The sequence below is a fragment of the Amycolatopsis sp. NPDC059235 genome (genome assembly GCF_042754125.1).
Classification (GTDB): Bacteria; Actinomycetota; Actinomycetes; order Mycobacteriales; family Pseudonocardiaceae; genus Amycolatopsis; species Amycolatopsis albidoflava.
The window spans coordinates 1-25,548 of record NZ_JBHZAG010000115.1; the positions used below are offsets into that span (position 1 = coordinate 1).

26 protein-coding genes are annotated in these 25,548 nt (G+C 67.9%); 11 read left to right on the plus strand and 15 right to left on the minus strand.

Going from position 1 to position 25,548, the window contains the following annotated elements:
* Window positions 1-166: 166 nt before the first annotated feature.
* A complete protein-coding gene (locus ACFXI3_RS42050; protein ID WP_378407393.1) occupies window positions 167-577 on the minus strand; it encodes a winged helix-turn-helix transcriptional regulator in 411 nt (136 codons plus the stop codon).
* A gap of 71 nt (window positions 578-648) precedes the next feature.
* Here ACFXI3_RS42050 and ACFXI3_RS42055 point away from each other — a divergent pair, with 71 nt between their 5' ends.
* On the plus strand, window positions 649-2,046 hold the full coding sequence (locus ACFXI3_RS42055) for an FAD-dependent monooxygenase (protein ID WP_378407395.1): 1,398 nt from the start codon (window positions 649-651) through the stop codon (window positions 2,044-2,046).
* Between the two features lie 40 nt (window positions 2,047-2,086).
* Here ACFXI3_RS42055 and ACFXI3_RS42060 read toward each other — a convergent pair whose 3' ends face one another.
* A complete protein-coding gene (locus tag ACFXI3_RS42060; RefSeq protein ID WP_344287550.1) occupies window positions 2,087-2,707 on the minus strand; it encodes a MerR family transcriptional regulator in 621 nt (206 codons plus the stop codon).
* A 116-nt stretch (window positions 2,708-2,823) separates the two neighbouring features.
* Between ACFXI3_RS42060 and ACFXI3_RS42065 the strand changes: the two genes are divergently transcribed.
* From ACFXI3_RS42065 to ACFXI3_RS42075, 3 genes are read left to right on the plus strand one after another with little or no spacing between them, the layout of a single operon-like run.
* The gene (locus tag ACFXI3_RS42065) at window positions 2,824-3,801 is read left to right on the plus strand and encodes a hypothetical protein (RefSeq protein ID WP_378407397.1); all 978 of its coding nucleotides are present in this window, start codon (window positions 2,824-2,826) and stop codon (window positions 3,799-3,801) included.
* Complete coding sequence (locus ACFXI3_RS42070; RefSeq protein WP_378407399.1) at window positions 3,798-4,226, plus strand: ABA4-like family protein; 429 nt, start codon at window positions 3,798-3,800, stop codon at window positions 4,224-4,226. The genes ACFXI3_RS42065 and ACFXI3_RS42070 overlap by 4 nt, the downstream gene beginning before the upstream one ends.
* Window positions 4,223-5,008: a purine-nucleoside phosphorylase gene (locus tag ACFXI3_RS42075; RefSeq protein ID WP_344287512.1), complete on the plus strand. Its 786-nt coding sequence runs from the start codon at window positions 4,223-4,225 to the stop codon at window positions 5,006-5,008. The genes ACFXI3_RS42070 and ACFXI3_RS42075 overlap by 4 nt, the downstream gene beginning before the upstream one ends.
* Window positions 5,009-5,110: 102 nt before the next feature.
* On the opposite strand, the gene ACFXI3_RS42080 is transcribed toward ACFXI3_RS42075, so the two are convergent.
* The gene (locus ACFXI3_RS42080; protein WP_378407401.1) at window positions 5,111-6,262 is read right to left on the minus strand and encodes a glycosyltransferase; all 1,152 of its coding nucleotides are present in this window, start codon (window positions 6,260-6,262) and stop codon (window positions 5,111-5,113) included.
* 57 nt (window positions 6,263-6,319) lie between these two features.
* Between ACFXI3_RS42080 and ACFXI3_RS42085 the strand changes: the two genes are divergently transcribed.
* Both ACFXI3_RS42085 and ACFXI3_RS42090 read left to right on the plus strand, forming a co-directional pair.
* The gene (locus tag ACFXI3_RS42085) at window positions 6,320-7,948 is read left to right on the plus strand and encodes a phospho-sugar mutase (RefSeq protein ID WP_378407403.1); all 1,629 of its coding nucleotides are present in this window, start codon (window positions 6,320-6,322) and stop codon (window positions 7,946-7,948) included.
* A gap of 10 nt (window positions 7,949-7,958) precedes the next feature.
* Window positions 7,959-8,408, plus strand: a complete 450-nt coding sequence (locus tag ACFXI3_RS42090; protein ID WP_344287518.1) for an NAD(P)H-dependent oxidoreductase — start codon at window positions 7,959-7,961, stop codon at window positions 8,406-8,408.
* Window positions 8,409-8,869: 461 nt separating this feature from the next.
* On the opposite strand, the gene hisS is transcribed toward ACFXI3_RS42090, so the two are convergent.
* Complete coding sequence (gene hisS, locus ACFXI3_RS42095; RefSeq protein WP_378407405.1) at window positions 8,870-10,165, minus strand: histidine--tRNA ligase; 1,296 nt, start codon at window positions 10,163-10,165, stop codon at window positions 8,870-8,872.
* Between the two features lie 36 nt (window positions 10,166-10,201).
* Window positions 10,202-10,585, minus strand: a complete 384-nt coding sequence (locus tag ACFXI3_RS42100; protein ID WP_037816084.1) for a hypothetical protein — start codon at window positions 10,583-10,585, stop codon at window positions 10,202-10,204.
* 158 nt (window positions 10,586-10,743) lie between these two features.
* Here ACFXI3_RS42100 and ACFXI3_RS42105 point away from each other — a divergent pair, with 158 nt between their 5' ends.
* Both ACFXI3_RS42105 and ACFXI3_RS42110 read left to right on the plus strand, forming a co-directional pair.
* Window positions 10,744-11,193: a hypothetical protein gene (locus ACFXI3_RS42105; protein ID WP_378407407.1), complete on the plus strand. Its 450-nt coding sequence runs from the start codon at window positions 10,744-10,746 to the stop codon at window positions 11,191-11,193.
* Between the two features lie 40 nt (window positions 11,194-11,233).
* Window positions 11,234-11,587 (plus strand): hypothetical protein, encoded by a 354-nt coding sequence (locus ACFXI3_RS42110; RefSeq protein WP_344287524.1) that lies wholly within the window; start codon window positions 11,234-11,236, stop codon window positions 11,585-11,587.
* 103 nt (window positions 11,588-11,690) lie between these two features.
* On the opposite strand, the gene ACFXI3_RS42115 is transcribed toward ACFXI3_RS42110, so the two are convergent.
* Window positions 11,691-12,599, minus strand: coding sequence for a LysR family transcriptional regulator (locus ACFXI3_RS42115; RefSeq protein WP_378407409.1), 909 nt, complete (start codon window positions 12,597-12,599; stop codon window positions 11,691-11,693).
* A gap of 61 nt (window positions 12,600-12,660) precedes the next feature.
* On the opposite strand from ACFXI3_RS42115, the gene ACFXI3_RS42120 reads away from it, so the two are divergent.
* Window positions 12,661-14,484 (plus strand): adenine deaminase C-terminal domain-containing protein, encoded by a 1,824-nt coding sequence (locus ACFXI3_RS42120; protein WP_378407411.1) that lies wholly within the window; start codon window positions 12,661-12,663, stop codon window positions 14,482-14,484.
* 23 nt (window positions 14,485-14,507) lie between these two features.
* Window positions 14,508-15,200, plus strand: coding sequence for a YitT family protein (locus ACFXI3_RS42125; protein ID WP_378407413.1), 693 nt, complete (start codon window positions 14,508-14,510; stop codon window positions 15,198-15,200).
* Here ACFXI3_RS42125 and ACFXI3_RS42130 read toward each other — a convergent pair.
* From ACFXI3_RS42130 to ACFXI3_RS42165, 8 genes are all read right to left on the minus strand, one after another.
* Window positions 15,175-16,356 carry a HAMP domain-containing sensor histidine kinase gene (locus ACFXI3_RS42130; RefSeq protein ID WP_344287532.1) on the minus strand — a complete coding sequence of 394 codons (1,182 nt, stop codon included), beginning with the start codon at window positions 16,354-16,356 and terminating at the stop codon, window positions 15,175-15,177. The two genes, ACFXI3_RS42125 and ACFXI3_RS42130, sit on opposite strands and share 26 nt — an antisense overlap.
* Window positions 16,353-17,000, minus strand: a complete 648-nt coding sequence (locus ACFXI3_RS42135; RefSeq protein ID WP_344287552.1) for a response regulator transcription factor — start codon at window positions 16,998-17,000, stop codon at window positions 16,353-16,355. The genes ACFXI3_RS42130 and ACFXI3_RS42135 overlap by 4 nt, the downstream gene beginning before the upstream one ends.
* Window positions 17,001-17,092: 92 nt before the next feature.
* The gene (locus tag ACFXI3_RS42140) at window positions 17,093-18,364 is read right to left on the minus strand and encodes a cation:proton antiporter (protein WP_378407415.1); all 1,272 of its coding nucleotides are present in this window, start codon (window positions 18,362-18,364) and stop codon (window positions 17,093-17,095) included.
* Complete coding sequence (locus tag ACFXI3_RS42145) at window positions 18,361-19,683, minus strand: cytochrome P450 (protein ID WP_378407417.1); 1,323 nt, start codon at window positions 19,681-19,683, stop codon at window positions 18,361-18,363. Before ACFXI3_RS42145 ends, ACFXI3_RS42140 begins: the two co-directional genes overlap by 4 nt.
* A complete protein-coding gene (locus tag ACFXI3_RS42150) occupies window positions 19,680-20,705 on the minus strand; it encodes an alpha-hydroxy acid oxidase (protein WP_378407419.1) in 1,026 nt (341 codons plus the stop codon). Before ACFXI3_RS42150 ends, ACFXI3_RS42145 begins: the two co-directional genes overlap by 4 nt.
* A 1-nt stretch (window position 20,706) precedes the next feature.
* Window positions 20,707-22,251, minus strand: coding sequence for an NAD(P)-binding domain-containing protein (locus ACFXI3_RS42155; RefSeq protein ID WP_378407421.1), 1,545 nt, complete (start codon window positions 22,249-22,251; stop codon window positions 20,707-20,709).
* A gap of 133 nt (window positions 22,252-22,384) precedes the next feature.
* Window positions 22,385-23,365, minus strand: a complete 981-nt coding sequence (locus ACFXI3_RS42160) for an aldo/keto reductase (protein WP_344287542.1) — start codon at window positions 23,363-23,365, stop codon at window positions 22,385-22,387.
* Entirely contained in the window at window positions 23,362-23,763 is a 402-nt protein-coding gene (locus ACFXI3_RS42165; RefSeq protein WP_344287544.1) for a MerR family transcriptional regulator, read from the minus strand. Before ACFXI3_RS42165 ends, ACFXI3_RS42160 begins: the two co-directional genes overlap by 4 nt.
* A 95-nt stretch (window positions 23,764-23,858) precedes the next feature.
* Here ACFXI3_RS42165 and ACFXI3_RS42170 point away from each other — a divergent pair, with 95 nt between their 5' ends.
* The gene (locus tag ACFXI3_RS42170; protein WP_344287546.1) at window positions 23,859-24,449 is read left to right on the plus strand and encodes a TetR/AcrR family transcriptional regulator; all 591 of its coding nucleotides are present in this window, start codon (window positions 23,859-23,861) and stop codon (window positions 24,447-24,449) included.
* On the opposite strand, the gene upp is transcribed toward ACFXI3_RS42170, so the two are convergent.
* On the minus strand, window positions 24,442-25,065 hold the full coding sequence (gene upp, locus ACFXI3_RS42175; protein WP_116205731.1) for a uracil phosphoribosyltransferase: 624 nt from the start codon (window positions 25,063-25,065) through the stop codon (window positions 24,442-24,444). The genes ACFXI3_RS42170 and upp overlap by 8 nt on opposite strands.
* Window positions 25,066-25,548 lie beyond the last annotated feature (483 nt).

The window sequence follows — 25,548 nt, forward strand, 5'->3', positions numbered from 1 at the left end:
TTGACAAGCACCCCCAGACCGTCAGCACAATCAAGCTTCGGGGTGCCCCACGCACGCCCGTGCGCAATGTCGCCGCCAGGCGACGAGCCGAACCCTCACGCACCTCAAAGTGCCTTTTGCACCCCCACCCCAACTAACCCATCATGGTCTTACCCACCCACCCACCTCACCCCACCCGCCCCCGTTCCCGCCCAACCCCACGAACCGCACTAACAGCCCGATTCCCAGCAACCTCCCCGTGGTGCGCAACAGCCCAATCCACCATCCCCCGAACCGCGTCAACCAACGACCGCCCCAAATTCGTCAACGCGTACTCCACCCGCGGCGGAACCTCAGCATAAGCAGTCCGGACAATCAACCCGTCCCGCTCAAGATGCTTCAACGTCTGAGTCAACATCCGCTGCGAAATCCCCACCACACTCGCCTGCAAATCGGAATAACGCAGCGAGCCAGAACTCAAAGTGCTGATGGTCAACACCGTCCACTTGTCGCCAATCCGGTCGAGCACCTCCCGGATGAACCCGCCATCCCCCGGCCACGCCTGGCACGGACCGCCGGCCTGTCGCACTGACGCCATCCCACTCCCCTTCCGAGCGCAACCGCACTATCAGTATGTAACCACCTCATTCCAGAGAAGAAGTGATCACTGTGCACGCACCCGACACCATCGTCGTCGGAGCAGGCCCAGTCGGCCTGTGGACCGCAGCCGAACTGGCCCTGGGCGGCAGCCGACCACTAGTCCTAGAACAGGCCGAACACCGCAGCCCGCACTCGAAAGCGCTGGCCATCCACCCGCGCACCATCGAAGTCCTCGCGATGCGCGAACAAGAACAAGCCTTCCTCAACGACGGACTTCCCCTGCCAGACGGACACTTCGGCATGCTGCCCGCCCGCCTGGACTTCCAAGACTTGGCAACGCCGTTCCCCTTCCAACTCGCCCACCCACAACTGCGCACCGAAGAACTCCTCGAACACCACGCACTGGCCCAAGGCGCAATACTCCGGCGCGGCCACCGCGTATCCGGACTGAGCCAAGACGACCACGGCGTGACACTGCAGGTCAGCAGCCCAGACGGCGAGTACGAAATCACCGCGGACTACGTAGTCGGAACAGACGGCGCAGGCAGCACCGTCCGCCACGCGGCGGGAATCGACTTCCCCGGCACCGACTCAACCGTCTTCGGCTTCCTCGGCGACGTCGAACTGACCGACCCGCCGGAGGGACCTGGCTACTGGCACAACGAACACGGCGCGCTGATCGTCGTCCCGCTCCCTGGCGGGCTATGGCGTGTCACCGGCTCCGCCCCGTCCGACCCCGATCCAACCCTGGAATCCCTGCGAGAGACGGCAAAACTGATCGCAGGCACGGATTTCGGCCCGCACTCCCCGGTATGGCTCTCCCGTTTCGGCAACGCCACCAGGCTCGCGGCGGAGTACCGAAAGGGCCGGGTATTCCTGGCAGGCGACGCCGCGCACAGGCATTTCCCGGCGGGCGGCGTCGGACTGAACGTGGGCCTGCAGGACGCGATGAACCTGGGCTGGAAGCTCGCCGCGGTCCAGCAGGGCCGGGCGGACGCGACTCTGCTGGACACCTACCACCCGGAACGCCACCCCGTCGGCGTGGCACTCGGCGAACACACCAAGGCCCAGACCGCCCTGATCACCGCCACCACCGAGGAAGGTCAGTCTCTGCGGCGGCTCATGACGGACCTGCTGCGCAGCCATCCCGACGTGGCGACCGCGCTGGCCAACACGGTGACCGCGCTGGACGTGCGCTATCCGGGCGACGGTTCCCTGGCAGGCCAACGTTTCCCGGCCACCCGCGAGCAACTGCGCCTGTTGCGCGAGGGCCGTCCGGTGCTGCTCGCCAAGGAAGCCAGCCCGGAACTGAAGGACCTGGCCGCGAACACGGACCTCCAGCTGTACGAAACCGAACTGCCCTGGCCGACGGCCGCGGTGCTGATCCGCCCGGACGGCCACGTCTGGGCCGCCGGGGACACTGCCGGGCAGTTGGCGAACGCGATGGCGCAATTGCCTTTGACCTGACCAAAAGCGGCCCCCGGGAAAGATCTCCCAGGGGCCGCGCTCACCCCTCCGTATACCGCCGCGCAGTCTCCGCGGCCTGCGCCAACCTCCGCAAACCCTCGAACAACCGATCCCCCAACACCGTCCCCACCACGGCAGCCTCAACAATCCGATCCATCGACACCCCTGCCTCGAGAGTGTCCAAGTCAGCCTCAGCGATCCGATCGGCGATCTCCGCGTACCGCCCGAGCTGATCGAGCAACGCCTGATGCCCCAGCGCACGGATCGTGCAGAGAGTCCCCACCAGCAAGTCCGCCACCGGAGTATCCGGCCCGAACTTCCACCCGTGCTCCTTGGCGAGCGAGGTCAGCAACCCCATCGCCCACTCGCGGTCATCAGCGGAAACCTCCGCCTTGAACCCGGTCAGCGCCCGCTGCGCGACCCCCAGCACGTTGTACGCGGCCCGGTCGGAATCAACCGCCGCGACGACCTCCCGCACGGTCGCCACCGACAGCCCGCCGACCTCGACCAGCGCCCGGATCAGCTTCAGCCGCCGCACGTGCTCCTCGCCGTAGCGCGCCTGGTTCGGGCTGGTCCGCTCGCCGGCCGGGAGCAGCCCCTCCCGCAGGTAGTACTTGATCGTCGCCACCGGGATCCCGGACTCGGCGCTCAGCTCTGCCATCCGCACCCGCTCGACCCTACTTCCGGACTTCCGGGAAAAACCCTGAGGACATCTCAGGATGGATAGTTTAACTTCCCATAGTGGAGAGCAGCACTATCCATTCTGGGAGGAACCTCATGACCGCCATTCTCGACCCGCCCGCGACGCTGAACACCGCACGGATGCGCACCTGGCACCGGCCCTCGCTGTGGTTCGCCGGGGCGATGGCCGTCGCGACTGTGCTGTCCGTCGCGGCAATGCTGATCGACCACCGCACCCTGCTCGGCGCGCCGATCTGGGCGAAGCCGTTCAAGTTCGCCGTGTCCGGCGGGCTCTACTTCTTCACCTGGAGCTGGCTCGTCTCACTGCTGCGCGGCCGGCTGCGCAAGGTCGCGAGCGTCGCCACGACCGTCGCCGTCGTGCTGTTCGCCGCGGAATACGTGGCGATGGCCTTCCAGGCGGCCCGCGTCCGGCCGAGCCACTTCGCGAACACGTCCCCGTTCGACGCCGCGCTGTTCCAGGCGATGGGCGTGATGGTGGCGGGGCTCTGGCTCGCCACGCTCGTGGGCACCGTCGCGCTCATGTTCACCCGGATCGAGGACCGCGCGGTGTACTGGGCGGTGCGCACCGGCGCGGTCGTCGCGCTGATCGGCGCTGGCCTCGGCGCGACGATGACCCAGCCGACCCCGATCGAACGGGCCGCGATCAAAGCCACCGGCCATTCCGACCTCATCGGCGCGCACAGCGTCGGCGTCGCGGACGGCGGCCCCGGTCTTCCGCTGCTCGGCTGGAGCACCACCGGCGGCGACCTGCGCATCGCGCACTTCATCGGCCTGCACGGGCTGCAAGCGTTGCCGCTCTTGGCTTTCGGACTCGCTGTGCTCGCGACGCGACTGCCCCGGCTGCGCGAGAGCGCGGTGCGCGTGCGGCTGGTGTGGACGGGCTCGGTCGGCTACGCGGGTCTCGTCGGCCTGATCCTGTGGCAGGCCGAACGCGGAGAACCGCTCATCTACCCGAGCGGGACGACGCTGGCCGCTGCCGGCCTGCTCGTCGGCGTCATCGCGGCGGCCGCGGCGGCGTCGGTGCTGGTGCCGGTCCGGAAGGCGGTCCGGTGAGCGACCTGACCGTCTTCGCCTGGACGTTCCCGGTCGCGGTGCTGTTCTGGGCGTTGATGATCTTCCTGCCCGGCTGGCGCGGCACCCGCCGGATCCTGGCCTCGCCGTGGGTGCCGCTGCTGCCGCTGGTCTGGTACTTCGTGCTGGCCATCCCGCATTTCGGCGAGCTGTGGCACGCGATGCAACGGCCGGATCTCGGTGTCTTGCAAGGGTTTCTGAGCACGTCGTACGGGGCCGCGCTGGTCTGGGCGCACCTGATCGCGTTCGACCTGTTCATCGCGCGCTGGATGTTCTTCGAGGCGCGCACGCACCGGATCCCGTGGTGGGTGCTCAGCCCGCTGCTCCTGCTGACGATCTTCCTGTCGCCGTTCGGGCTGGTCGCGTTCCTCGCGGTGCGCGGCGCCCGGATACGCTCGGCGGCATGAGCAACCTGGAGGAGGCGGCCGCCGCCGTCATCGCCGAGCGCACCGGCGTCGAGAAGCACGACATCGCCGTGGTGCTGGGTTCGGGCTGGCGTCCGGCCGCGGACGTGATCGGAACCGCCGACGCGGAGATCCCGTTCGGCGAACTGCCGGGCTTCACCCCGCCCGGAGCCGTCGGCCACGGCGGCACGGTGCGGTCGCTGCGGATCGGTGAGAAGCGCGCGCTGGTCCTGCTCGGCCGTACGCATTACTACGAGGGCAAGGGCATCGACCCGGTGGTGCAGAACGTGCGCACGGCCGCGGCGGCGGGCGCGCGGACGGTGCTGCTCACCAACGCGGCGGGCGGGCTGCGGGAGGGCATGAGCGTCGGACAGCCGGTGCTGATCTCCGACCACCTCAACCTGACCGCGCGCTCCCCGATCGTCGGCGCGAACTTCGTCGACCTCACCGACCTCTACGCCCAGCGGCTGCGCGACCTGGCGCGGGAGATCGACGATTCGCTGGAGGAGGGCGTGTACGCGGGCCTGCCCGGGCCGCACTTCGAGACGCCCGCCGAGATCCGGATGCTGCGCACCATGGGCGCGGACCTGGTCGGCATGTCGACCGTGCTGGAGGCGATCGCCGCCCGCGCGGCCGGGCTCGAGGTGTTCGGGCTGTCGCTGGTCACGAACCTGGCCGCGGGCATGACCGGCGAACCGCTCAACCACGAGGAAGTCCTCGAGGCCGGACGGCAGTCGGCGACGCGGATGGGCTCGCTGCTGAAGGAACTCGTCGCCCGCGCCTGAGTTCCGGCGAGCGCCCCAATGTGGCATTGGGTGCGTCCCGCGCACCCAATGTGGCGTTCGGTGCATCCCACGCACCCAACGCCACATTGGGGCGCAAGCCGCTCAGACGTATTGCGGCAGCTGCGCGACCACTTCGTCCGGCGAAGGCATCTCCGCGACCTCCGCGGCCAGCCCGCGCACGGCGTCCGCCACCGTGCTGTCCGCCAGCAACCGGCCGGCCGCCTCCCGGACCGCGTCCGTCGTCAGTTCGTCGCCGAGGAGCTTCGCGCCCGCACCTGCCTCGACCACCGCGGCGGCGTTGGTGAACTGGTCCGCGCCCTGCGGCAACACCAGCTGCGGCACCCCCGCGGCGAACGCGCCCAGCGTGGTCCCGCTTCCGCCGTGGTGCGCCACCAGATCGACGTGCGGCAAGAGATCCGACTGCGGAACCCACGCCTCCAGCTGCACATTCGACGGCACCTCGCCGAGCGCCTCGACGTCAACGGACGGGCCGGTCGCCACCAGCACGTCTACGTCAAGCGAGGCCAAGCCCTGCAACGCCGACGTCAGCAGGTGCGCCTGGCTCGCGCCGGTGGTGCCGAGCGTCAGGTACACCAGCGGGCGGCTGCGATCGCGGCCTTCGATGCCGGACGGCAGCTCGCCCGGTTCGCTCCAGCCGACCGGGCGCAGCGGCACGCGCCGGGCCCCGGCGACGAACTCCGGCGCCTGCACCGACTGCGGGCAGATGTCCACGAACGGATGGCCCCAGAACAACCGGCTCTCGCCGACAATGCCGAGTTCGGCGGCCAACGCGTTGAGCTGCTCGCGGATGTACTCCATCGGGCTGCCGGAGGAAACCCGGCCGAAGCCGTGTCCGATCGCGGGAATCCCGGCCTGATGCGCGGCGAACGCACCGCCCGGATTGCCCATTTCGTACACGACCAGATCCGGTTTCCGCTCGGCAAGAACCGGAGCGAGGTCGGTCATGAACCGGGTGGGCAGCAGCTTGCCGAAGGCCTTGCCGATCGCCTCGTTCAGCTCAGCCTGCGGGACCTCATAGCGGCTGCGAGTGTCTCCGGTGAACAGGAGGCCGAACGCCTCCTGCAGCGTCAGCCCGGCGGCGGCGGTTTCGAGGCCTGCCTTCTCGAGCGTCGGATGGAAGTCGGGGGCGGTCGCATAAACCACGTCGTGGCCCGCGTCGCGCGCGGCGACGGCGAGCGGCAGCAACGGGTAAAGGTGCCCGTATGACGCGAGGGAAGTGAAAAGAATGCGCACCACGCGAGCGTATCGCCAGCCACCACCCGATTTCCCGATCCGCGTAAGCTGGCCCGGGTGTCCGACAGCCTCGATTCCCGCCTGCGCGATTCCGTCTACCGCTGGATCACCGACGACCCGGATCCGGGCTCGCGCGAGGAGCTGACCGCCGTCCTCGCCCGCGCGATGGGCAAGGAGCCCGGCGCGGCCGAGGAGATCGCCGACCGGATGGCCGGGCCGCTGGAGTTCGGCACCGCGGGTTTGCGCGGGCCGGTGCGCGCGGGTCCGAACGGGATGAACGTCGCGGTCGTCACGCGGACCACCGCGGGAGTCGCCGCGTGGCTCGCCGCGCAGGGGCACGCGGGCGGCGTGGTCGTGGTCGGCCGGGACGCGCGGCACGGTTCGGAAGCGTTCGCCACCGCGGCGGCCGAAGTGCTGACCGCCGCCGGGTTCGCGGTGAAGGTGCTGCCGCGGCCGTTGCCGACGCCGGTGCTGGCGTTCTCGGTGCTGCACTACGGCGCGGTCGCCGGAATCCAGATCACCGCGTCGCACAACCCGCCCGCGGACAACGGGTACAAGCTTTACGACGCCACCGGCGGACAGATCGTGCCGCCGTCCGACGGCGAAATCGAGCGCGCGATCCAGTCGGCCCCGGCCACTCGGAGCATCCCGCGCCAGCCCGGTGCCGAGGTTGTCGACCCGCGCGAGGCGTACCTTTCCGCGGTCGGCGCGCTGCCGCGTGGCACGACGCGCGAGCTGCGGATCGCCGCGACGGCGTTGCACGGCGTCGGCGCGGAAACCCTGCGGGCCGCGCTTTCGCGGGCCGGATTCACTGACGTACACCTGGTTTCCGCGCAGTCCGAACCGGACGCCGATTTCCCCACCGTCTCGTTCCCGAACCCCGAGGAACCCGGAGCGACCGACCTCCTGCTGGCGCTGGCGTCCGAAGTGGACGCCGACCTCGCGGTGGCGCTCGACCCGGATGCCGACCGGTGCGCGCTCGGCGTCCGCGGCCCCGACGGCTGGCGGATGCTGCGCGGCGACGAGACCGGCGTCCTGCTCGGGTCGCACGTTCTGTCCACAACGGACAATCCAGATCCGTTGGTGGCCACCACGATCGTGTCCTCGTCGCTGCTCGGCGAAGTGGCGAAGGAAAAGGGCGCGCGCTACGCGGAGACGCTCACCGGGTTCAAATGGCTGGTCCGAGCCGGCGAGGGTTTGGTGTTCGCGTACGAGGAAGCCCTCGGACTATGCGTGAACCCGAGTTTTGTTCGCGACAAGGACGGCATCTCCGCCGCGGTCGCGGGCGCGGACCTGGCCGCCACGCTCAAGGCCGAAGGCCGCACCCTGCTGGACGTCCTCGACGACATCGCGACCCGGCACGGCGTGCACCTCACCGATCAAGTCTCGTTGCGGGTCACCGATCTCGCCGTGCGCGGACGCCTCATGGCCGCGTTGCGGGCGAACCCGCCGGCCACGCTCGGCGGGGTGCCGGTGACGCTCGAAGACCTCCTGCCGGACGCCGACGTGCTCCGGCTGAGCGGCGACGGCGTGCGTGTCGTAGTGCGGCCGTCGGGCACGGAACCGAAACTGAAGGCGTACCTGCAAGTGGTGGCTCCGGTGACCGGCGAACTCGCCGACGCGCGGCGCGGCGCGACGGAAGTTCTCGACGCGGTCCGCGAGGAGATCACCGCACTGCTGCGCTGACGGGAGAACCATGCCCACGTTGCTGATCGTGCACCACACGCCGTCGCCGTCGATGCAGGCGATGTTCGAGGCCGCGCTCGCCGGCGCGAACCATCCGGACATCGAAGGGGTCGACGTCGTCCGCCGTCCCGCGCTCGGCGCGACGGCGGCCGACGTGCTGGCCGCGGACGGCTACCTCCTCGGTACGCCGGCGAACCTCGGCAGCATGAGCGGAGCGTTGAAACATTTCTTCGACACCGTGTACTACCCGTGCCTGGACTCGACGAAAGGCCGCCCGTTCGGGGCGTACGTGCACGGCAACAACGACACGTCCGGGACCGTGCGGCAGCTCGACGCGATCACGACCGGGCTCGGCTGGACCCGCGTGGCCGAGCCCGTGCTCGTGACGGGCGAACCGGACAAAGCCGCGCTGGAAGCGGTGACCGAACTCGGCGGAACCCTTGCCGCGACGCTCATGTGAGCAGCGCCCGCTCCGCTGAGCGGGGCCGAAAGCCTCTGCGGGGAAAGTAAAGAGGCCTGTCACCGGAAGCCCTGGGGGTCGACCTCCGGCAACAGGCCAAGTCAAGGGTTCGCAACGAAGGCGATCGACCTCGACTACGCAAGGGTACTACAAAGAACCGATCATGACGACCCTGCAATGACAACCAAGCGTGCTCGAATCAACCCCGAGGGCGCCGACCAGGCCCGCGAAGCCGGAGAAACCTGGATCTGGCCCGGCCGCCGTCCCAGTCAGTGGACCATCGCCCCGCCGCGCGCGGCGGGGCGATGCTGATCTTGAGTGTCCATTGTGGAGCGTCCAGCCGGGTGGCCGATTCATCGGCTCCCGACTGCCGCGAGTGACGAAACCGCACCGGATCCACCCCTCGGCGGATAAAACAAGGCGGGCGCCGGTCCGGAGACCGACGCCCGCCTCGGGGAAAATCAGGCAGGCGAGACCATCGCCCGCACCGCCGCCGGTACGTCGGCCAGCGCGACCTGCTGCTGCTCGCGGGTAGCCAGGCTCCGGACCGTCACCCGGCCCGCCGCCCAGTCCTCCTCGCCCACGATGACGACCGCGACCGCGCCCGCCTTGTCCGCACGCGTGAGCTCCTTGCCCAGTTTGCGCAGTTCCAGCGGGGTCGACGTGCGCAGCCCCGCCTTCCGCAGCGCCGTCGCGACGTCGCGGGCCGGGTCTGCCAGGTCCTCGGTGACCGGGATGACCGTGACGTCGACCTCGCTGCGCGGCTGCGGCGTGAGGCCGTGCGTGTCGAGGAAGTCCATCAGCGTCACGTCGCCCATGCCGAACCCGATGCCGGAGATCTGCTCCTTGGTGAACATCGAGGCGAGGTTGCTGTATCGGCCGCCGCCGAACAGCGCGCGGCGGTTCTGCGGCGACGTGTCGAAGACCTCGAACACGGTCGACGTGTAGTACGCCAGCCCGCGCACGATCAGCGGCTCGTACCGGACCAGGCTCGCCGCGCTGCTGGAGAGCACCTTGACCAGGTTCGACTCGGCCTTGACCTCCGCGGGCAGTTCGTCGAGCAGCGCCGGGCCGGCGCTGAGCGTCTCGGCGAGCTTCTCGTACTGCTTGTCCGACAACCCGATCTCGGCCGCGCTGGCCGCGTGCTCCTCGGCCGAGGTCTTCTCCCACCGGTCGACGAGCGCGAACACCTGCGGCAGGTGGTCCGGCGAGATGCCGACGACGTCGGTCAGCGCCGACGACAGCAGGTTCCGGTCGTTGACGCGCACCGCGAACATGTCCGGGCTCGCGCCGACCGCGCCCATCAGGTCGTGGATCAGCTCGAACATCTCGATCTCGCAGTTCGCGCTTTCCGAACCGAAGATGTCGGCGTTGATCTGCCAGTGCTCGCGGACGCGGCCGCGCTGCGGGCGCTCGTAGCGGTGACAATTCGGGTGGCTGTACCAGCGCACCGGGAACGACAGCGATTTCGCGTGGCCGGCAATCATCCTGGCCACCGACGGCGTCATCTCCGGGCGCAGCGCGAGCCGTTCGCCGCCGCGCGTGGTGAGCGTGTACAGCTGCTGGTCGGCGATCTCCTGGCCGGACTTCCGCTCGTAGACCTCCGCCTGCTCCAGGACCGGGCCGTCGTAGCGGAGGTAGCCGTAGCGCTCCAGCACGTCGTAGAGATGGCCGAACACCTGCATGCGGACGGACATTTCGGCGGGGAGGAAGTCGCGGGTCCCCTTGACAGGCGCAGTTGACAGGTATTCAGGCACGTCATCCAGCTTAACGACCCGGCGCCAGCGATTTCGTCAGGGGAACGCGACGCCGTAGGCGGTGAGCAGCATGGCCGCGCCGAGCAGCACCGCGCCGCCGGTGGTGACGCTCATGCCGACGCGGGTGCGCAGCATCGCGAGGAAGAACCCGCCGGACTGCGCGAGCACGCCGAACAGCAGCAGGAAACAGACGATCCAGCGCGCGGTGTCGCCGAGCCCGCCGTGCTCGACCAGCTGCAACGCGGCGAGTGTGAGGACCAGCAGCACGCCGGCGTGGGCATGTCCGGCGCGGAAGAAGCCGCGCTGCTTCTCGGTGAGGTCGCCGCGGCGCAGGACGCCGCTGAGCGCGTAGCCGCCGTACATGACGGTCGGCAGCGATACGAGCGCGATGACGGTGAACAACTGGACTGGGCCGTGCATGGTCGCCTCCTTGGGGTGCGGAAGCGACCATAACACTGTTTTAAAACACTGTCACGAAACTTCTCGGACGGTCACGCTCTCCTCCTTGCCGGTGGCTGTCCCCCGACCGTCGAGGGAATTGAGCAGCGGAGCGAGCGGCGGTGCACTGCGCTGGGTTCATGACTACCTCGATGCGGCGACACGCCCGATGGGCCGGTCTCGCCTTGTCCCTCGCTCTCGGCGGCCTCTGCCTGGCGGCACCTGCCGAGGCGGCTGTCCCGCAGGCCAGCGCGCCGGCCGCGCACCAGGCGGGGAAGAAGACGCCCGTCCACATCAAGGCCGGACCGGTCAAGGCCAAGGTGCACAAGGGCGAGCAGCTCCGGATCCACGGGCACTTCGCGACCGGCCCGGCAGGTCGCGCCGACGACGGCGGACTCCTGTACCTGCAGGAGCAAACTCAGGCCGGGGTCTGGGTGAACCTCGCCTCCGCCTCGTGCGCACCGGACAACGACTTCGACCTCGGCGTCCGGCTGAACGTCTCCGCGACGCTGACGCTGCGGGTGTACCACCCCGAATCCACCCTGTTCGCCACGGCCGTCTCCGCTGTGTTCACGGTGGTCGTGCTCTAGGAACCGAGCCGGTGGCCGCCCGCGGCGGAGAACGGGCATCATGTCGGGCGTGAGCCAGCCCGGGGATGCCGCTTCGCCGCAGGTGGCTTATGCCGACCAGCTCCGCCAGCAATCGGCGACCTGCCGGTTGCTGGCGGAGAAGCAGCGCGAGAACACCGCCGTGTTCGAGGGGTTCGCCGAGCGGGGTCTGCCGGGTTCCGCCGAGATGGCGGTCCGTTCCGAGCGTTCGGCTCGGTTCCTGGTGCTGCTCGCGTCGGTGATCGCCGAGCAAGCGCTCGCGCACGACGAACTGATGGCCGCCGGTGGGCCGGAAAACTCGCGCGCATACGTCGAATACGAGGCGACGACTCGGCGGCTACGGGCGTTGTTGCCGACCGACACTCTCACCGACTGATCCGAGGAGTTCCGCTCCCTCAGAGGTACGTGAGGGGAACCCTGAGGGACTCTGATTCCCTCAGGGTTCCCCTCACGTACCTTCGCAGGAACGGCGCTGAGCCCTACGGCCGCGGAGTCTGCGCGTGGGTCAGCGCCCCCACGATGTCCTCGGCCAGCAACAAACTCGCCAGACCGTGGCCGTGTTTTTCCCGGCGTACCAACGAAACGACGTTGTTGCTGAACGCGTCGCGGACCGGGCGGAAGACGAGGCGGCCGTCTCGGATCTCCTCGGCGATGTCGAATTCGCTGAGGAACGCGATGGCATCACCGGAGGCGGCGAGCCGTTTCATTGTCTCGATCGAATTGGTGTGGAAGGCCGGTTCGATGTCGAGACCGGCCTTGGCGAAGGCTTCCGCGACGATGCCGTGGATGACCATCGAGCGGTCGGCGAAAATCAGCGGGTAGGGCGGGCACTGCGCGAGCGGGATCGGGTCCGCGCCGGCGAGCGGATGGTGCGGGGCGACGACCACGCCGAGCCGGGTGTTCATCTGCCAGCAGACCTCGAGGTGTGCCGAGGACGGGACGTTGAAGCCGAGCCCGAGATCGGCTTCGCTGGCCTCGACCGCGTGCAGGATGTCCTGCGTCGTCATCGTGCGGATCGAGATCCGGACTCGCGGATGCCGGCCCCGGAACGCCGCCGCGGCGGTGGCGACGACGCTGCTGGCCAGGCCGGTCATCGTGGCGATCACGACCTCGCCGCTGCCGAGTGCGTGCAGGTCCCGGATGTCCGCGACGGTCTCGCGGTACTGCTGCAGGGTGCGCCGGACGTGCGCGAGCAGCGCTTCCCCAGCCGGTGTCGGGCGCATCCCGCGCGGCAGACGGTCGAACAGCGGCTGGCCGAGTTCCGCTTCCAGCAGCAGGATCTGCCGGTTGATCGCCGACGGCGCGACGTGCAGCCTCGCCCCGGCCGCGCGGATGGACCCGAGGCGCGCCACTTCGTCGATGTACTGCAGCAACCGCGAGTGGAGCACTGGTGAACCTCCCTAGCCCTCCTTAGCGTACGAAAAAAGAGTACACGTCGTACGAAAATGAATGCTTGTCAGCAACGGTATGCGCCGGGTTCTATCAGTGCACCAACGACAGCGAAGCGAGGACACTGTGCAGGATCCGACGACGTATCCCCCGATCCCGGCCGAAGACGTTGCCGCGCAAGAAGATCATGTGCGGACGATCTTCGGCATTCTCTCCGGCGAGCAGGAAGCGGACCTGCTGCTGCGTAATCTCAACATCGTCGACGTGCACACGGAAAGTGTCTATCCCGGCTCGCTTCTCGTTTACCGGCAGCGGATCGTCGCGCTGAACCCCGACGAGTCGGTCGTGCGGGTGCGCGAGGCCTTCGATGGCGAAGGGCTTTACGCGATTCCCGGATTGATCGACGCGCATCTGCATTTCGAATCGCAGCTCGCGCATCCGGCGGCGTTCGGCGAGGCGATCGTCCCCAGTGGAACGACCACGGTCTTCGGGGAAACCCTGGACTTCGCCAGCGCGGCCGGCGACGAGGCGGTGGAAGCCGTCCAGACGTTGTTTGCCGACCACGAAAAGCTGCCGTATCGGCTGTACGCGTTCGCGCCGGGGAAGAAGACCTCGACCGACGTCACCGAGGCCATGTTGAAGATGGATCCGGTGATCGGGCTGGGCGAACTGGCGCATCTGTCCTACATGACCGGGGACGCCGAGGACTTCCGCAAGTCCGCACTGGGCCGCGCGAATTCCGGGTTCGTGAACTGCCACTGGGGCGTCACGGCGTTGTCGGACATGCTGCTGAACTACATGCCCGCGATCGGCGTCGACAACAATCACGACGTCTGGAACGAGGACGACATCGAAAAGAGCGTCCGCTACGGCCTGAACACGCAGATCAAGTTCGGCGTCGGAAGTCCCGAGGTTATTCGGACCATGTTGCGCGCCATCGTGAAACGGCGCTGGCCCGCGGAAAACTTCCAGCTCTGCGCGGACAACATCTCGGTGGACCGAGTCCTGCGGCAGGGCCATATCGACTGGGTGATCTCGCTGGCGATCGAAATGGGAATGCCGCCGATCAAAGCGATCAAGATGGGCACGCTGTACGCCGCCCGTTCCTTCCGCAAGGACCGCGATCTCGGTTCGCTCAGCCCGGGTCGCTTCGCCGACATCGTCCTCACCGACAGCCTCGCGAAGATCAACCCGCGGTATGTGTTCAAGGGCGGCGAACTCGTCGCGCGCGACCGCAAGTTGCTCAACCGCGTCGGCATCGATTACTCAAGCCTGGCCAAGGAACCGAAGCCGGGTCTCGCCGATCTGACCGCCTCGCAACTTGACCTGACCCCGCTCGAAATTTCTCCCGAAGGCAACCGGGCGAAGGTGCTGCTTTTCGACGTTTACGGACGCGGACATCTCAAGTTCGCCCAAGAAATCTGGGTACCGTTCCGCGACGGCGCGGTCGTGCCCGAGCACGAAGGCGAGCTGCTCAACCGGATTTCGGTCGTGCAGCGTTATGCCGACGGGGAGCGACACATCGTCACCGGGCTGTTCAAGGGCGTTTCGATCGACCGTGGTGCGGTGTCGACGTTCTGGCCCGCTCCGTCGGCATACTTCGTGAGCGTCGGCAGCGACAGCGCGGAAATGTGCGCCAACCTCAAGCAGTTGGACACACAGGTCGGCGGCTGTCTCGTGACCGAGGACGGCGAGACGAAATCCTGCCTGCCGCTGGAGTTCTACGGCGTGATGGCCGACATGAACCTCGCCGAACTCGTCGACGCGACCCGCTCCGTCGACGCCGCGCTCGAGAAACTGGGCAACCGCAACGAGGGCGAGCCCGTCGTCAACAAACTCCTGACCCTGTTCATCTCGCTCGACCGTTTCGGATTCATGAAGTAACCCTCAACGAGGAGGTCGCGGTCGTGCCTTACGACAAAGACGCGGGAGTAATCGACACCGGCAACGTGGTGCGGCGGTGGATCACCTACATCGCGGGGATCTATCTGCTGACACTCGGTCTCGGACTGGCCATCCGGGCCGGGATTGGCATCTCCCCGCAAAGCAGCCTGACCCGCACGATGACGCTCGTGCTCCCGCCGCTCAGCCAGGGCACGTTCAATCTCATGCTCGAAGTGCTCATGCTCGGGCTGACTTTTCTGGTGCTGCCAAGGGCGTTCAAGCTCCAAAACCTGTTCTCGCTGGTTCCGGCGCTGATCCTGGCCGCACTGCTCGACTTCAACCTGATGGCAACAAAGTGGATCTCGCTAGCGCCCTACGCGGCCAATCTCGCGTTGCTGTTCCTAGCCGACGCGATGCTGGCGTTCGGGCTTTTCCTGATGATCCGCGCCAATCTCGTGTTGATGCCGATCGACTTGTTCGTCAACACCCTGCAGAAAAAGACCGGCCGCAAATGGGGCAACATCAAGACCGTCTTCGACTGCACGCTACTGGCCATCTCCGCGGGCATCGGGCTGATCTTCCTCGGCGGACCGCATTTCATCCGGGAGGGCACGATCATCAACGCCGTCCTGGTCGGCCAGTACATCAAGCTCTATTTCTTCCTGTACAAGAAGTTCCAGGCGCGAAAGCTCAAGCCCGTAGGAAGCGCAACGTGAAAGTCGCGCCGACACCAGGCTTTCCGAACGCGGCAATGGTCCCGCCGTGTCCGGTCACGACTTCCTGCACCAATGCCAGGCCCAACCCGAACCGTCGTCCCTCGCCGTGCGCGCCGTGGGCGAACCGTTCGAAAAGCCGTTCAGCTTCGTGCTGAGGGAAGCCGGTTCCGGTGTCGCACACGCGCAGTTCGACGTGCCGGGCATCCGGATTGGCGAGAATCACCTCGATCGAGCCGCCCGGCGGCGTGTGCCCGATCGCGTTGTCCAGCAAGGCGGACAGCACCCGCCGCAATGCGGTCGGCACACCCGGCACCACGTCCTCCAGCCCCGGTGAACGACTCAGCCGGAGGTCCACCTGCCGGTCGTTCGCGCGGACCGATTCCGCCGCCACGGCCTGTTCCGCCAGCACCGCCAGCTGCACCGGCTCCAGCTGCGGCCGCTCGGCACAGGCCTGCGCGGACAACAGCAGATCGTCGACCACCGCGCCCAGTTCGCGGGTGCCCGAGACCAGGGCTTGCAGCTCGTCCGGTCCCGCGCCGCCGCGACGGGCGAGCAGCTGTGTGCGGGTGTGCAACCGGGTCAACGGCGCACGCAGTTCGTGGGACGCGTCGGCGACGAACGTCCGCTGCCGGCGCAACGCCTCGCCCAGGGGCCGAATCGCCCGCGCGGCCAGCAGGTACCCGCTGATCACCGACGCGATCAGCACCACCAGCTCGGCCACCCCGAGCCCTAACAACAGGTGTTCGCGGTCGGAGATCAGGTAATGCTCGTTGAAATACGCCTGCCATACTTCGCCGCCGCGGTTCACCGTGCGGATGGTGTACGTCGCGCCGTCGAGCACGCGTTCTTCCGTCACCACGTCGCCGTCGTGCGGCACTTGCGGCACCGGCGGGAGCGTGAACGGGAGCCGCCCGGCAGGCGCGTGGCCCTGGGGCGTGACCAGGTAGGTGCAGCCGGGCGGGGTCGCGGAAAGCCCGTGTCCCAAGGCGAATTCCAGCTGCCGCTCGGTCTCCGCGGACTGTCCGCGCAGCAGCACCCAGTACGCGATCACGCCGGCGGCGAGCACGACCATCGTGATCACCACCGCGATCTGGCCCGCGATCGTCCGCCGCGCGCGCCGCAGCGCCCGCGCCTCCGGAGCGACGACGGTGGTCACACCGCCCCGATCTGGTAGCCGAGGCCGTGCACCGTCTTCACCACGTTCCGTCCCAGCTTCCGCCGCAGGTAGTACACATAGGTGTCCACAATGGACTCCGCGGCGGATTCGGTGAACACTCCCGCGCGCAGCGACGCCCGCGGGTGAATTGCTTTCGGCCGCTGGGCAAGCGTGCGCAACAGTTCGAACTCGCGTCCGGACAGCGTCACCCGCTCGCCGCGCGGCAGCACGACCTCGTGCCGCTGCAGGTCCAGCGCCGCCGCGCCAAGCGGGAGGGATTCGGCGTGCTCCTCGTCGCGGCGGCACAACGCGCGCACCCGGGCGAGCAGTTCGTCGGTCTCGAACGGTTTCACCAGATAGTCGTCGGCCCCGGTGTCGAGGCCGTGCACCCGGTCGGCCAGCTCGCCCAGCGCGGACAGCACCAGCACCCGCGCGGGCACTGCCCGGCGGCGCAGCTGGGCCAGCACCGAAAGGCCGTCGACCACCGGCAGCCGCCGGTCGAGAATCACCACCGCGTGCCTTCCGGTGAGCCCGAGGTGCAGGCCGCGCTGTCCGTCGTGGGCCACTTCGGTCTCGTAACCTTCTCCGGCGAGCAATTCGACGAGCATCCCGGCGAGATCGCGATCGTCCTCGACCAGGAGCACCCGGGAAGCCGCCGGGGTCTCTGCCTCATCGTGCACAGGTCCATACTCGCAGTGATCCGGCCATCCGACCCTCGACTTTCGTAGGCAATCGTTCAGCTGCGTCCGGTCAGGAGAAATTCGGGCATTTCTCCGTCCGCGTACCGGCGGGCGTCGCGTTTGTCCAGCCAGCCGAGCACCGGCGAGGTCATGATCGTGGTGACGAGCGCGACGAGCACCAGGACGGTGAACAGCGCGGGGGAAACGATTCCGGCGGACAGCCCAACGTTCAAGGCCACCAACTGCATCAGTCCGCGCGCGTTCACCAGCACGCCGATCCGCAGCGCGACTGGTTGCGGCTCGCCGGTCAGCCGCGCCGCGCCCCACGAGGCGCCGAGTTTGCCGACCACCGCGACCGCGATGCAGACCAGCGCGAACATCAGCAGCTTCGGGTCGGCGAGCAGCGCGAATCGCGTGTTGAGGCCGGAATAGGTGAAGAACAGCGGGAGGAACACGACCCGGCCGACCGGCATGATCCGCGCGAGCACCGCGTCGGCCGCTTCGCCGCGCGGGAACACCAGCCCGAGCATGAACGCGCCGAATACCGCGTACAGGCCGATGACGTCGGTGAACCATGCGGCACCGAACAGGAACATGGCAGTGACGAGCATCCGCTGATCCACCGAGACCTGCGGGTTGTCCATCACTCGCGCCACGATCCGCCGGACCACCAGCCAGATCAGCAGCACGAACAGCACTCCGCCGCCGATGGCCGTCGCGATCGGACCGGCCGTGCCCGCGTGCATGCCGAGGACGACGGCCAGCAGGATCCAGGCGAGGACGTCGTCAAGGGCACCGCAGGCCAGCGCGAGCGAGCCGAACCGGGTGCTGCCCAAGCCGCGTTCGGTGATGATCCGGGCCATCATGGGGAACGCCGTGATCGCGAGCGCCACCGCGACGAACGCCGCCGAAACCACCGGCGACACCCCGGGTTTCAGGATTCCGGCCCAGTTCGCGCCGAGCACGCTCACCCCCACGCCGAGCGCGAGCGGCACGACTGTGCCCGCGGCGGACACCGCCGCGACGGTTTTCCTCCCTTCCTTGAGCGCGCTCAAGCGAAATTCGTAGCCCGCGCCGAACATGTAGATGACCAGCCCGATCTGGCCGCCGAGGTAGAGCAGCGTGCGCACCGAGTCCGGGAACAGCCATTCCTGCACGCCCGGCAGCAGGAGCCCGAGCAGCGACGGGCCGAGCAGCACGCCGGTGACCATCTCCCCCACCACCGGCGGCTGCCCGAGCCGCACAGCCAGCGCGTTCACCGCCCGGCAGGCCACCAGGATCACCACTGCCGCCAGGAAAAACGCGGGTGCGGCTTCTACGACACTCATCGGTTCCCTCCCTGGAAGTGTTTGGTGCACAAACGAAGCCGGCGCGCGTCAAGCACCATGTAGGTGCCGAACACCAGTTGCGCGAGGCTGCGCCACACGTCTTCCCAGCGGTCGCGTACCGCCAGATAGGCCAATGCGGTGCGCGGATTTCGCCGCGATCCGCGCGGGATCGCGAAAACCGGTCCGCGATTGGGAATCGAGCGGGTGTGCGCGGCGCTCGTAGTGAGGGCGAACCGGCGCAGGAATTCCCTGGTGACCACGCGCATCGTCACCGGGGCGAGGCCGCGCGCGGGGCACGGCCGGTTTTGCGCGACGCCGAACGGCAAGAAATTTCGCTGCTGGTGCGCGGGGCACCCGGCCCAACGCTCCGGGTCGAATTCCTCGGCCCGGTCCACTCCGGCGTGGTGGAACTCCGGGTAGCTGAACAACAGCACGGTTCCGGCGTCGATGGTCCGGTCGGCCAGTTCGATGTCGCCGGTGGTGATGCGGTGTGCGATGCCGAACAACGGGTAGGTGCGCAGGCATTCGTCCAGCACGCGGTCGAAATACTCGTCGTCGTCCGGGTTCTCCGCGAGCCTGCGCTGCACCTGCGGATGTTCGGCGAGCACCATCAGCAGGTGCGCCATCGCCTCGGACATCTGCACGACCGCGGTGTTGAAGAACGTGCCCTGCAGGTAGAACACCTGCTCCTCGCGGGTGAGCCGGGACGGCAGCGGATGCGGCACGTCGTCGAGCCTGCGGTGCAGGTATGCGGTGAGCCGGGCGCGGCGGCGCATGTTGCGCGGGCGGACGCACTTCAGCGCGGACACGACGTCGTCGGCGTGCCCGACGATCAGGTCCCGGGCCTCCGGCGGGCACGGTTCGCCGAACACCAGCTCGTAGTACAGCTCGGCCCAGACCGGCATCATCTCGTCGCGCAGCCGGAGCAGCCGTCCCGGCCCGGTCTCGATCCGGTCGAGCACGCGCGCGGCGACCCGTTCGGTCAACGCCTGCGATTCGGCCTTGGACTTGACCAGGATGTTCCGGGTGGTTTTGGCGACCTCGTCGTAGCGCGGGCCCGGCTCCAGATGTTCCTGGTGCACCTGCGGTCCGGGCGCGAGCCAGTACCAGAACAGGTCCGACAGCGCGGCGCCCTCGCTGCGTCCGTCGGCCGCCGGATCGGCGTACACCCGGCGGAAGTCCTCGACCGGAACCTGGTAGCCCTCGTCCCCGTTGACCAGCGCGAAAATCCGGTTCCGCATCGCGACGACCCGGCCCGGCAGCCATTTCGGGCTGGTCGCGACGAGCCCCGCCGCCCCCGCGAGCACGAGACGTTTCATCGGACCAGGTCCGCGGTCAGCTCGCCGGGCGTCCGCGCCCCGCAAAGCCCGAGTGCGGTGTCCGTTTCCTCGCGCAACCGTTCCAGCACTTCGGCGACCCCTTCCTGCCCCGCCGCGGCGAGCCCCCACAGCACCGGCCTGCCGACGCCGACCGCGTCCGCGCCGAGCGCGAGCGCCTTGATAACGTCCGCGCCGCTTCGCACGCCGCCGTCGAGGATCAGTGGCACTTGACCGTCCACAACGGACACGATTTCGGGGAGCGCGGCCAGACTCGAAATTGCGCCGTCGAGTTGCCGCCCGCCGTGGTTGGACACCACGAGCCCGTCGATTCCGGCCGCCACCGCGCGCCGGGCGTCCTCCGGATGCAGCACTCCCTTGAGCAGCACCGGCATTTTCGTGGCTCCGCGCAGCCAATCCAGGTCGTCCCAGGTCAGGTCGGCGGGCATCTCGATGTCCCGCACCCGGCCGGTGGCGTCGCGCATGTTCTCCGCGGCCAACCCCGGAGGGAGATCGTGGAATGCGTGGCGGTACTCGCGTTCCCGTCGTCCGCGCACCGCGGAATCGACCGTCACCACCAATGCCCGCGCACCCGCGTTCTCCGCCCGGCTGATGACCGACTCGGTGAATTCGCGGTCCGATTGCGGATACAGCTGGAACCAGAGGACGTCAGCGACTTTGGCGACGTCCTCGACGGCCGTCGTCGAGGCCATGCTGCACACGAAGACAGTGCCCGCTTCCGCGGTGGCTTCCGCGGTCGCGAGTTCTCCGTCCGAATGCGCCAGACGGTGGAAAGCCGTTGGGCACACCAGAATCGGCATCGATATCGGCGAACCGGCGATTTCCACCGTCAGGTCTCGTTTGCCGACTCCGCGCAGTGCCCGCGGGATCAGCACCCGGCGGCGGAATTCTTCTTCGTTGGCGCGTAAGGTGGCTTCGTCGCCCGCACCACCGGCGTAATAGTCGTAGTGTGCTGGTTCCATCCGTTCGCGCGCGATGGCTTCCAGCTCCGCGATCGTGCGCATGTCAGAGCTGCTTCGTGAAGAAGGCCGTCAACGCGTCCACGTGCACCGGCCGGTTCCACTCGTTTTCGAGGTTCTCGGTGACATGATGGGTCGCGACCAATTCTCCGCCCTGGTAATGCCGGACGATCGGATGCAGGTAATGGCCTTCGCCGGAATCGTTCGCGACATCCTGGCTCGCCCGCGTGACGGTGAAGTCGAACGGATCGATCTTGTCGTGGTCCGGCCCGTAGTCGAGGGTGATCACGAACGCGTTGGCGCTCTCGCCCAGTGCGGTGTCCTTGAACCGATCGACCGGGACTTCCTCGTAATAGCGGGCCTGATCGCCGTCGACCACGAGGACGTCGGCGAGGAAGCCAAACTGCTGATACAGCGCGGAAGTACGGTTGATCCGGCTGATGACAGCGTCGACCAGTTCACTGGTTTTGCCGCCCACCGCCGTGCTCGGCCATTCAGTGTCGTGATAACGCTCGTCGAGCACCTTGGAAAGCGCGCGCACGCCGTAGCGATAGCCGTGGATGAACGCGCTGGTGGCCTTCTTGAAATCGCGGGCCTGGGTGATCGTCCCGGCGAAGTACAGCCCCGGCACGTTCACCGATTCCCAGGACGACGTCTGTGCCGGGAACCGGTCGTTGATCGTCATCTCCGGACGGCAGTCCTCGTCGAACATCGAAGCGTCGAACCGGAACCCGGTCGCGGCGATGACGCGGTCGTAGCGAATTTCTTTGACCAGCTCATCGGCGCGCGCGAAAGCGAACTTGACGTGGTAGCCGTCGTCGTCCTTGGTGATCTCGCGGACGTCACCGTCGAGAATCGCGTGCTGCAGCTTGAGTTGGTACATGTCGAGCACACCGGCGTTGAACGCGCGAAGGTGTCCGACGAAGTGCGTGCGCCACGCGAGTTTGACCGGTCGCGGACCGGCGACATGCAGCACCGCAGCGAAGGCGTTAATGCTGTCGGCCGTCTCGAACGCGGAGTTTCCCTTGCCCAGCACCAGAACGCGCTGGTTGATGAATTGCTCCGGATCGGTGTCGTAATCGGCGTACTGGTCGACCAGCTCCATACCCGGCACGTCCGGGATGTACGGCTTGGTCACCCCGGTAGCCATGATCAGCCGCCGCGCGCTGAATTTCTCCCCGTCCGCGGCGGTGACCGTGAAGACGTCGTCCGCCCGCGAAATTCGCGTAACCTCGGTGTCGTAGCGAATTTTGAGGTCGTGTTTCGCCGCGTAATCGGCGGTGTAGCTGAGGAACGCTTCCGCCGGCGGGAACATCTCGGCGCTGTAGTCGGTGAAAACCAGCGGATCCGGCCCGTCGTCGAGGAGCGAGTTCCAGTCGACCCGGAGGTTCAGCTCGGGGTCGGTCCAGCCGGTGTATTTCTTGTTGACCGAGATGAGCGTGCGGTGCCGGGGAAATCGCGTGAAGAACGCGGCGGGCACGGACCCGCGTTCCAGGACCAGGTAGCTGCGCCCGGCCCCGCCCAGCTGCCGCCCGAGCTGCAATCCCGCCGGCCCGGCTCCGACCACCAGGTAGTCCAGCACGTCCGCCATGACACCGACCTCCCGCGTCGCCTTGATCTGACGGCGATCAGAGTGGTCGGAAGATCTCAGAAATCCCTCAGAACGTACCCGGTCTTCGGGACGCCGGCGCCCCGCGGCGAAAGCGGGGCACCGGCTGCGACTGCTACTTGCCGGTGACGCGCGCGAGCGCCTCCGGATACCGCTCCCCCGCGACCGCCTCGGCCGGAGCGGCCTTCTCGATCGCCGCGATGTCCTCTTCGGACAGTTCCAGCTCGGCCGCGCCGACGTTCTCTTCCAGGTACTTCCGCCGCTTCGTGCCCGGAATCGGCACGACGTCGGCTCCCTTGGCCTGCACCCAGGCGAGCGCCAGCTGCCCCGCCGTGACGCCCTTGTCCGCGGCCAGCGCACGCAACGCCTCGACGATTGCCATGTTGCGCGCGAGGTTGTCCTCGGCGAACCGCGGCAGGCCACGGCGCATGTCGCCCTCGGGCAGCTCCTGCACCGACGTGACCGCGCCGGTCAGGAACCCGCGGCCCAGCGGCGAGAACGGCACGATTCCGATACCCAGTTCGCGGCAAGTACCGAGGATTTCGTCCTCGATCCCGCGCGTCCACAGCGACCATTCGCTCTGCAGCGCGGTCACCGGATGCACCGCGTGCGCCCGGCGGATCGTCTCCGCGCCGGCCTCGGAAATCCCGGCGTAGCGGATCTTCCCGGCCTCGACCAGCTCGGCGAGCGCGCCCCAGGTCTCCTCGATCGGGACGTTCGGGTCGACGCGGTGCTGGTAGTAGAGGTCGATGTGGTCGATGCCGAGCCGCTGCAGCGATTCGTCGCAGCACTGCTTCACGTACGCGGCGTCACCGCGCGCGGTCATGCCCGCGTCGGTGTGCACGATGCCGAACTTCGTCGCGAGAACCACCTGGTCGCGACGGTCCGCGATGGCCTTGCCGACGAGCTTCTCGTTCTCCCCCGCCCCGTACACGTTGGCCGTGTCGAGCAGGGTCACCCCCAGTTCCAGCGCCCGGTGCACCGTGGCGACGGACTCGCCGTCGTTGTCGCGCACGCCGTAGGCCGAGCTCATCCCCATGCAGCCGAGCCCCTGTGCGCCGACCTCCAGTGCGCCGAGCTTCCTCGTACCGATCACGCGGAAATTCCCTCCATTTCGGGCGCGACCCCGAGGGCCTTGCGCTCGATGTGTTCGTAGTTGGCGATCTTGTAGTCCAAAATGTCGAGACAACCCTGCAGCTCGGCGATCCGGTCGGCGACCGACTGCCGCTGCTCCACGAGGATCGCCTTGCGCCGTCCCGCGCTGGCCACCCCGTGCCGGCGCAGCGAGGCGTACTCGCGCATGCTCTTGATCGGCATCCCGGTGAGCCGCAGCTTCGTGAGGAAGCCGAGCCAGTTCAGGTCCTCGTCGGAGTAGGCGCGCCGCCCCGCCGAATCGCGAGCGGGCGGTTCGAGAAGCTTGATCCGTTCGTAGTACCGGAGGGTGTCGATCGACAGGCCGCTACGTCGTGCGGCTTCCGCTATCGAGTAGCTCATGCGCTCGACAGTACGACCTGGAGTGCACTCCAGGTCAAATCTTAAAACGACGGTCACGGTCGCGTTTTATAACGTTGTTGCGTTACGCTGGGTACATGCCTCGCCCCCGTACCCACGACGAAACCCTCCGGCTGAAGCTCCTGGACCGGGCAGGCGAACTGATCTCCGCGGACGGCCCCAAGGCGCTGTCCCTGCGAAAACTGGCCGCCGACTCCGGCACGTCGACCACCGCGGTGTACTCGCTGTTCGGCAGCAAACCGGACCTGGTGAACGCACTGTACGTAGAAGGCTTCCGCCGCTTCGGCGCCCGCCTCGCGACAGTCCCCCTGACTGGCGACGCAGTACCCGACCTAGTGCGCCTGGGCATCGCCTACCGCGAAAGCGCACTGGCCGACCCGCACCTGTACGCGATCATGTTCAGCCGCTCCGTGCCAGGCTTCGAACCGAACGCCGAAGCCGACGACGTCGCCCAGTCCACCCTCGCCCCCCTGACCGGGGTCGTCCGCGCCGCGGTGTCATCCGGCCAGTTCCAGGACGTCGCGCCGGAACTGATCACAGTCAGCCTGTGGGGTTTCGTGCACGGCCTGGTCTCCCTGGAACTGTCCGGCCGCCTGCCCGACAACTTCAGCGTTTCCGACGGGTACGAAAAAGCCTTGCACGCCAACGCTTCCGGCTGGCTCACCTAGCGCCGTACTGCCGATCCCCCGCGTCGCCCAGCCCCGGCACGATGAACCCGGAGTCGTTGAGCCGCTCGTCAATGCTCGACGTGACCACCCGAACCGGCAGCCCAGTCTGCTCGAGATGCGCGAGCCCCTCCGGCGCGGCGAGCGCACAAATCGCGGTGACGTCGGTAGCCCCGCGATCGGTCAACAGCCGGATCGTGTACTCCATCGACCCGCCCGTGGCGAGCATCGGATCAAGCACCAACACGGGCCGATCCGCGAGCGACTCGGGCAGCGACTCGAGGTAGGGAGTCGGCTTGAGCGTCTCCTCGTCGCGAGCGAGCCCGACGAACCCCATCTGGGCGTCCGGGATGAGCTTGTGCGCCTGGTCAGCCATCCCGAGCCCGGCCCGCAAAACAGGCACGAGCAACGGCGGACTGGCCAACCGATACGCGTCAGTCCGCGCCACCGGAGTATGAATCCGCTCAGTACGCACCGGCGCATCCCGCGTGGCTTCATAAACGAGCATGACAGTCAACTCATGCAACGCGGCCCGGAACGCAGCACTGTCCGTCCGAGCGTCCCGCATGGTCGAGAGACGAGCCTTGGCCAGCGGGTGATCGACGACGTGCACATCCATGCCGCACAACTTAGCCGCCCACCCCCACCACGCCACTCTTTCCCCGCACCGAGGTGGGCCTGATTACTTCCGTGAGGGCCACCTTCAGGAACTCTGAGTCCCTGAAGGTTCCCCTCACGACCCAACCAGCACCCGCCAGGCGCGCCCCAATGTGGCATTGGGTGCGTCCCACGCACCCAATGTGGCGTTCGGTGCGTCCCACGCACCCAACGCCACATTGGGGCGCTAACCCCACCCACCAATCCGCACTGCTACACCCAACGATCGAGGCACCCAGCCCCAAAACCGCACCAGTGCACCCGCTATCGAGGCACCCAGCCCCTCCCCCGCACCCCGATACGAAGCTCTCCTGCGGTCTGGGGGTGCTTGTCAAGGCATCTTTCCCGCCTTGACAAGCACCCCCAGACCGTCAGCACAATCAAGCTTCGGGGTGCCCCACGCACGCCCGTGCGCAATGTCGCCGCCAGGCGACGAGCCGAACCC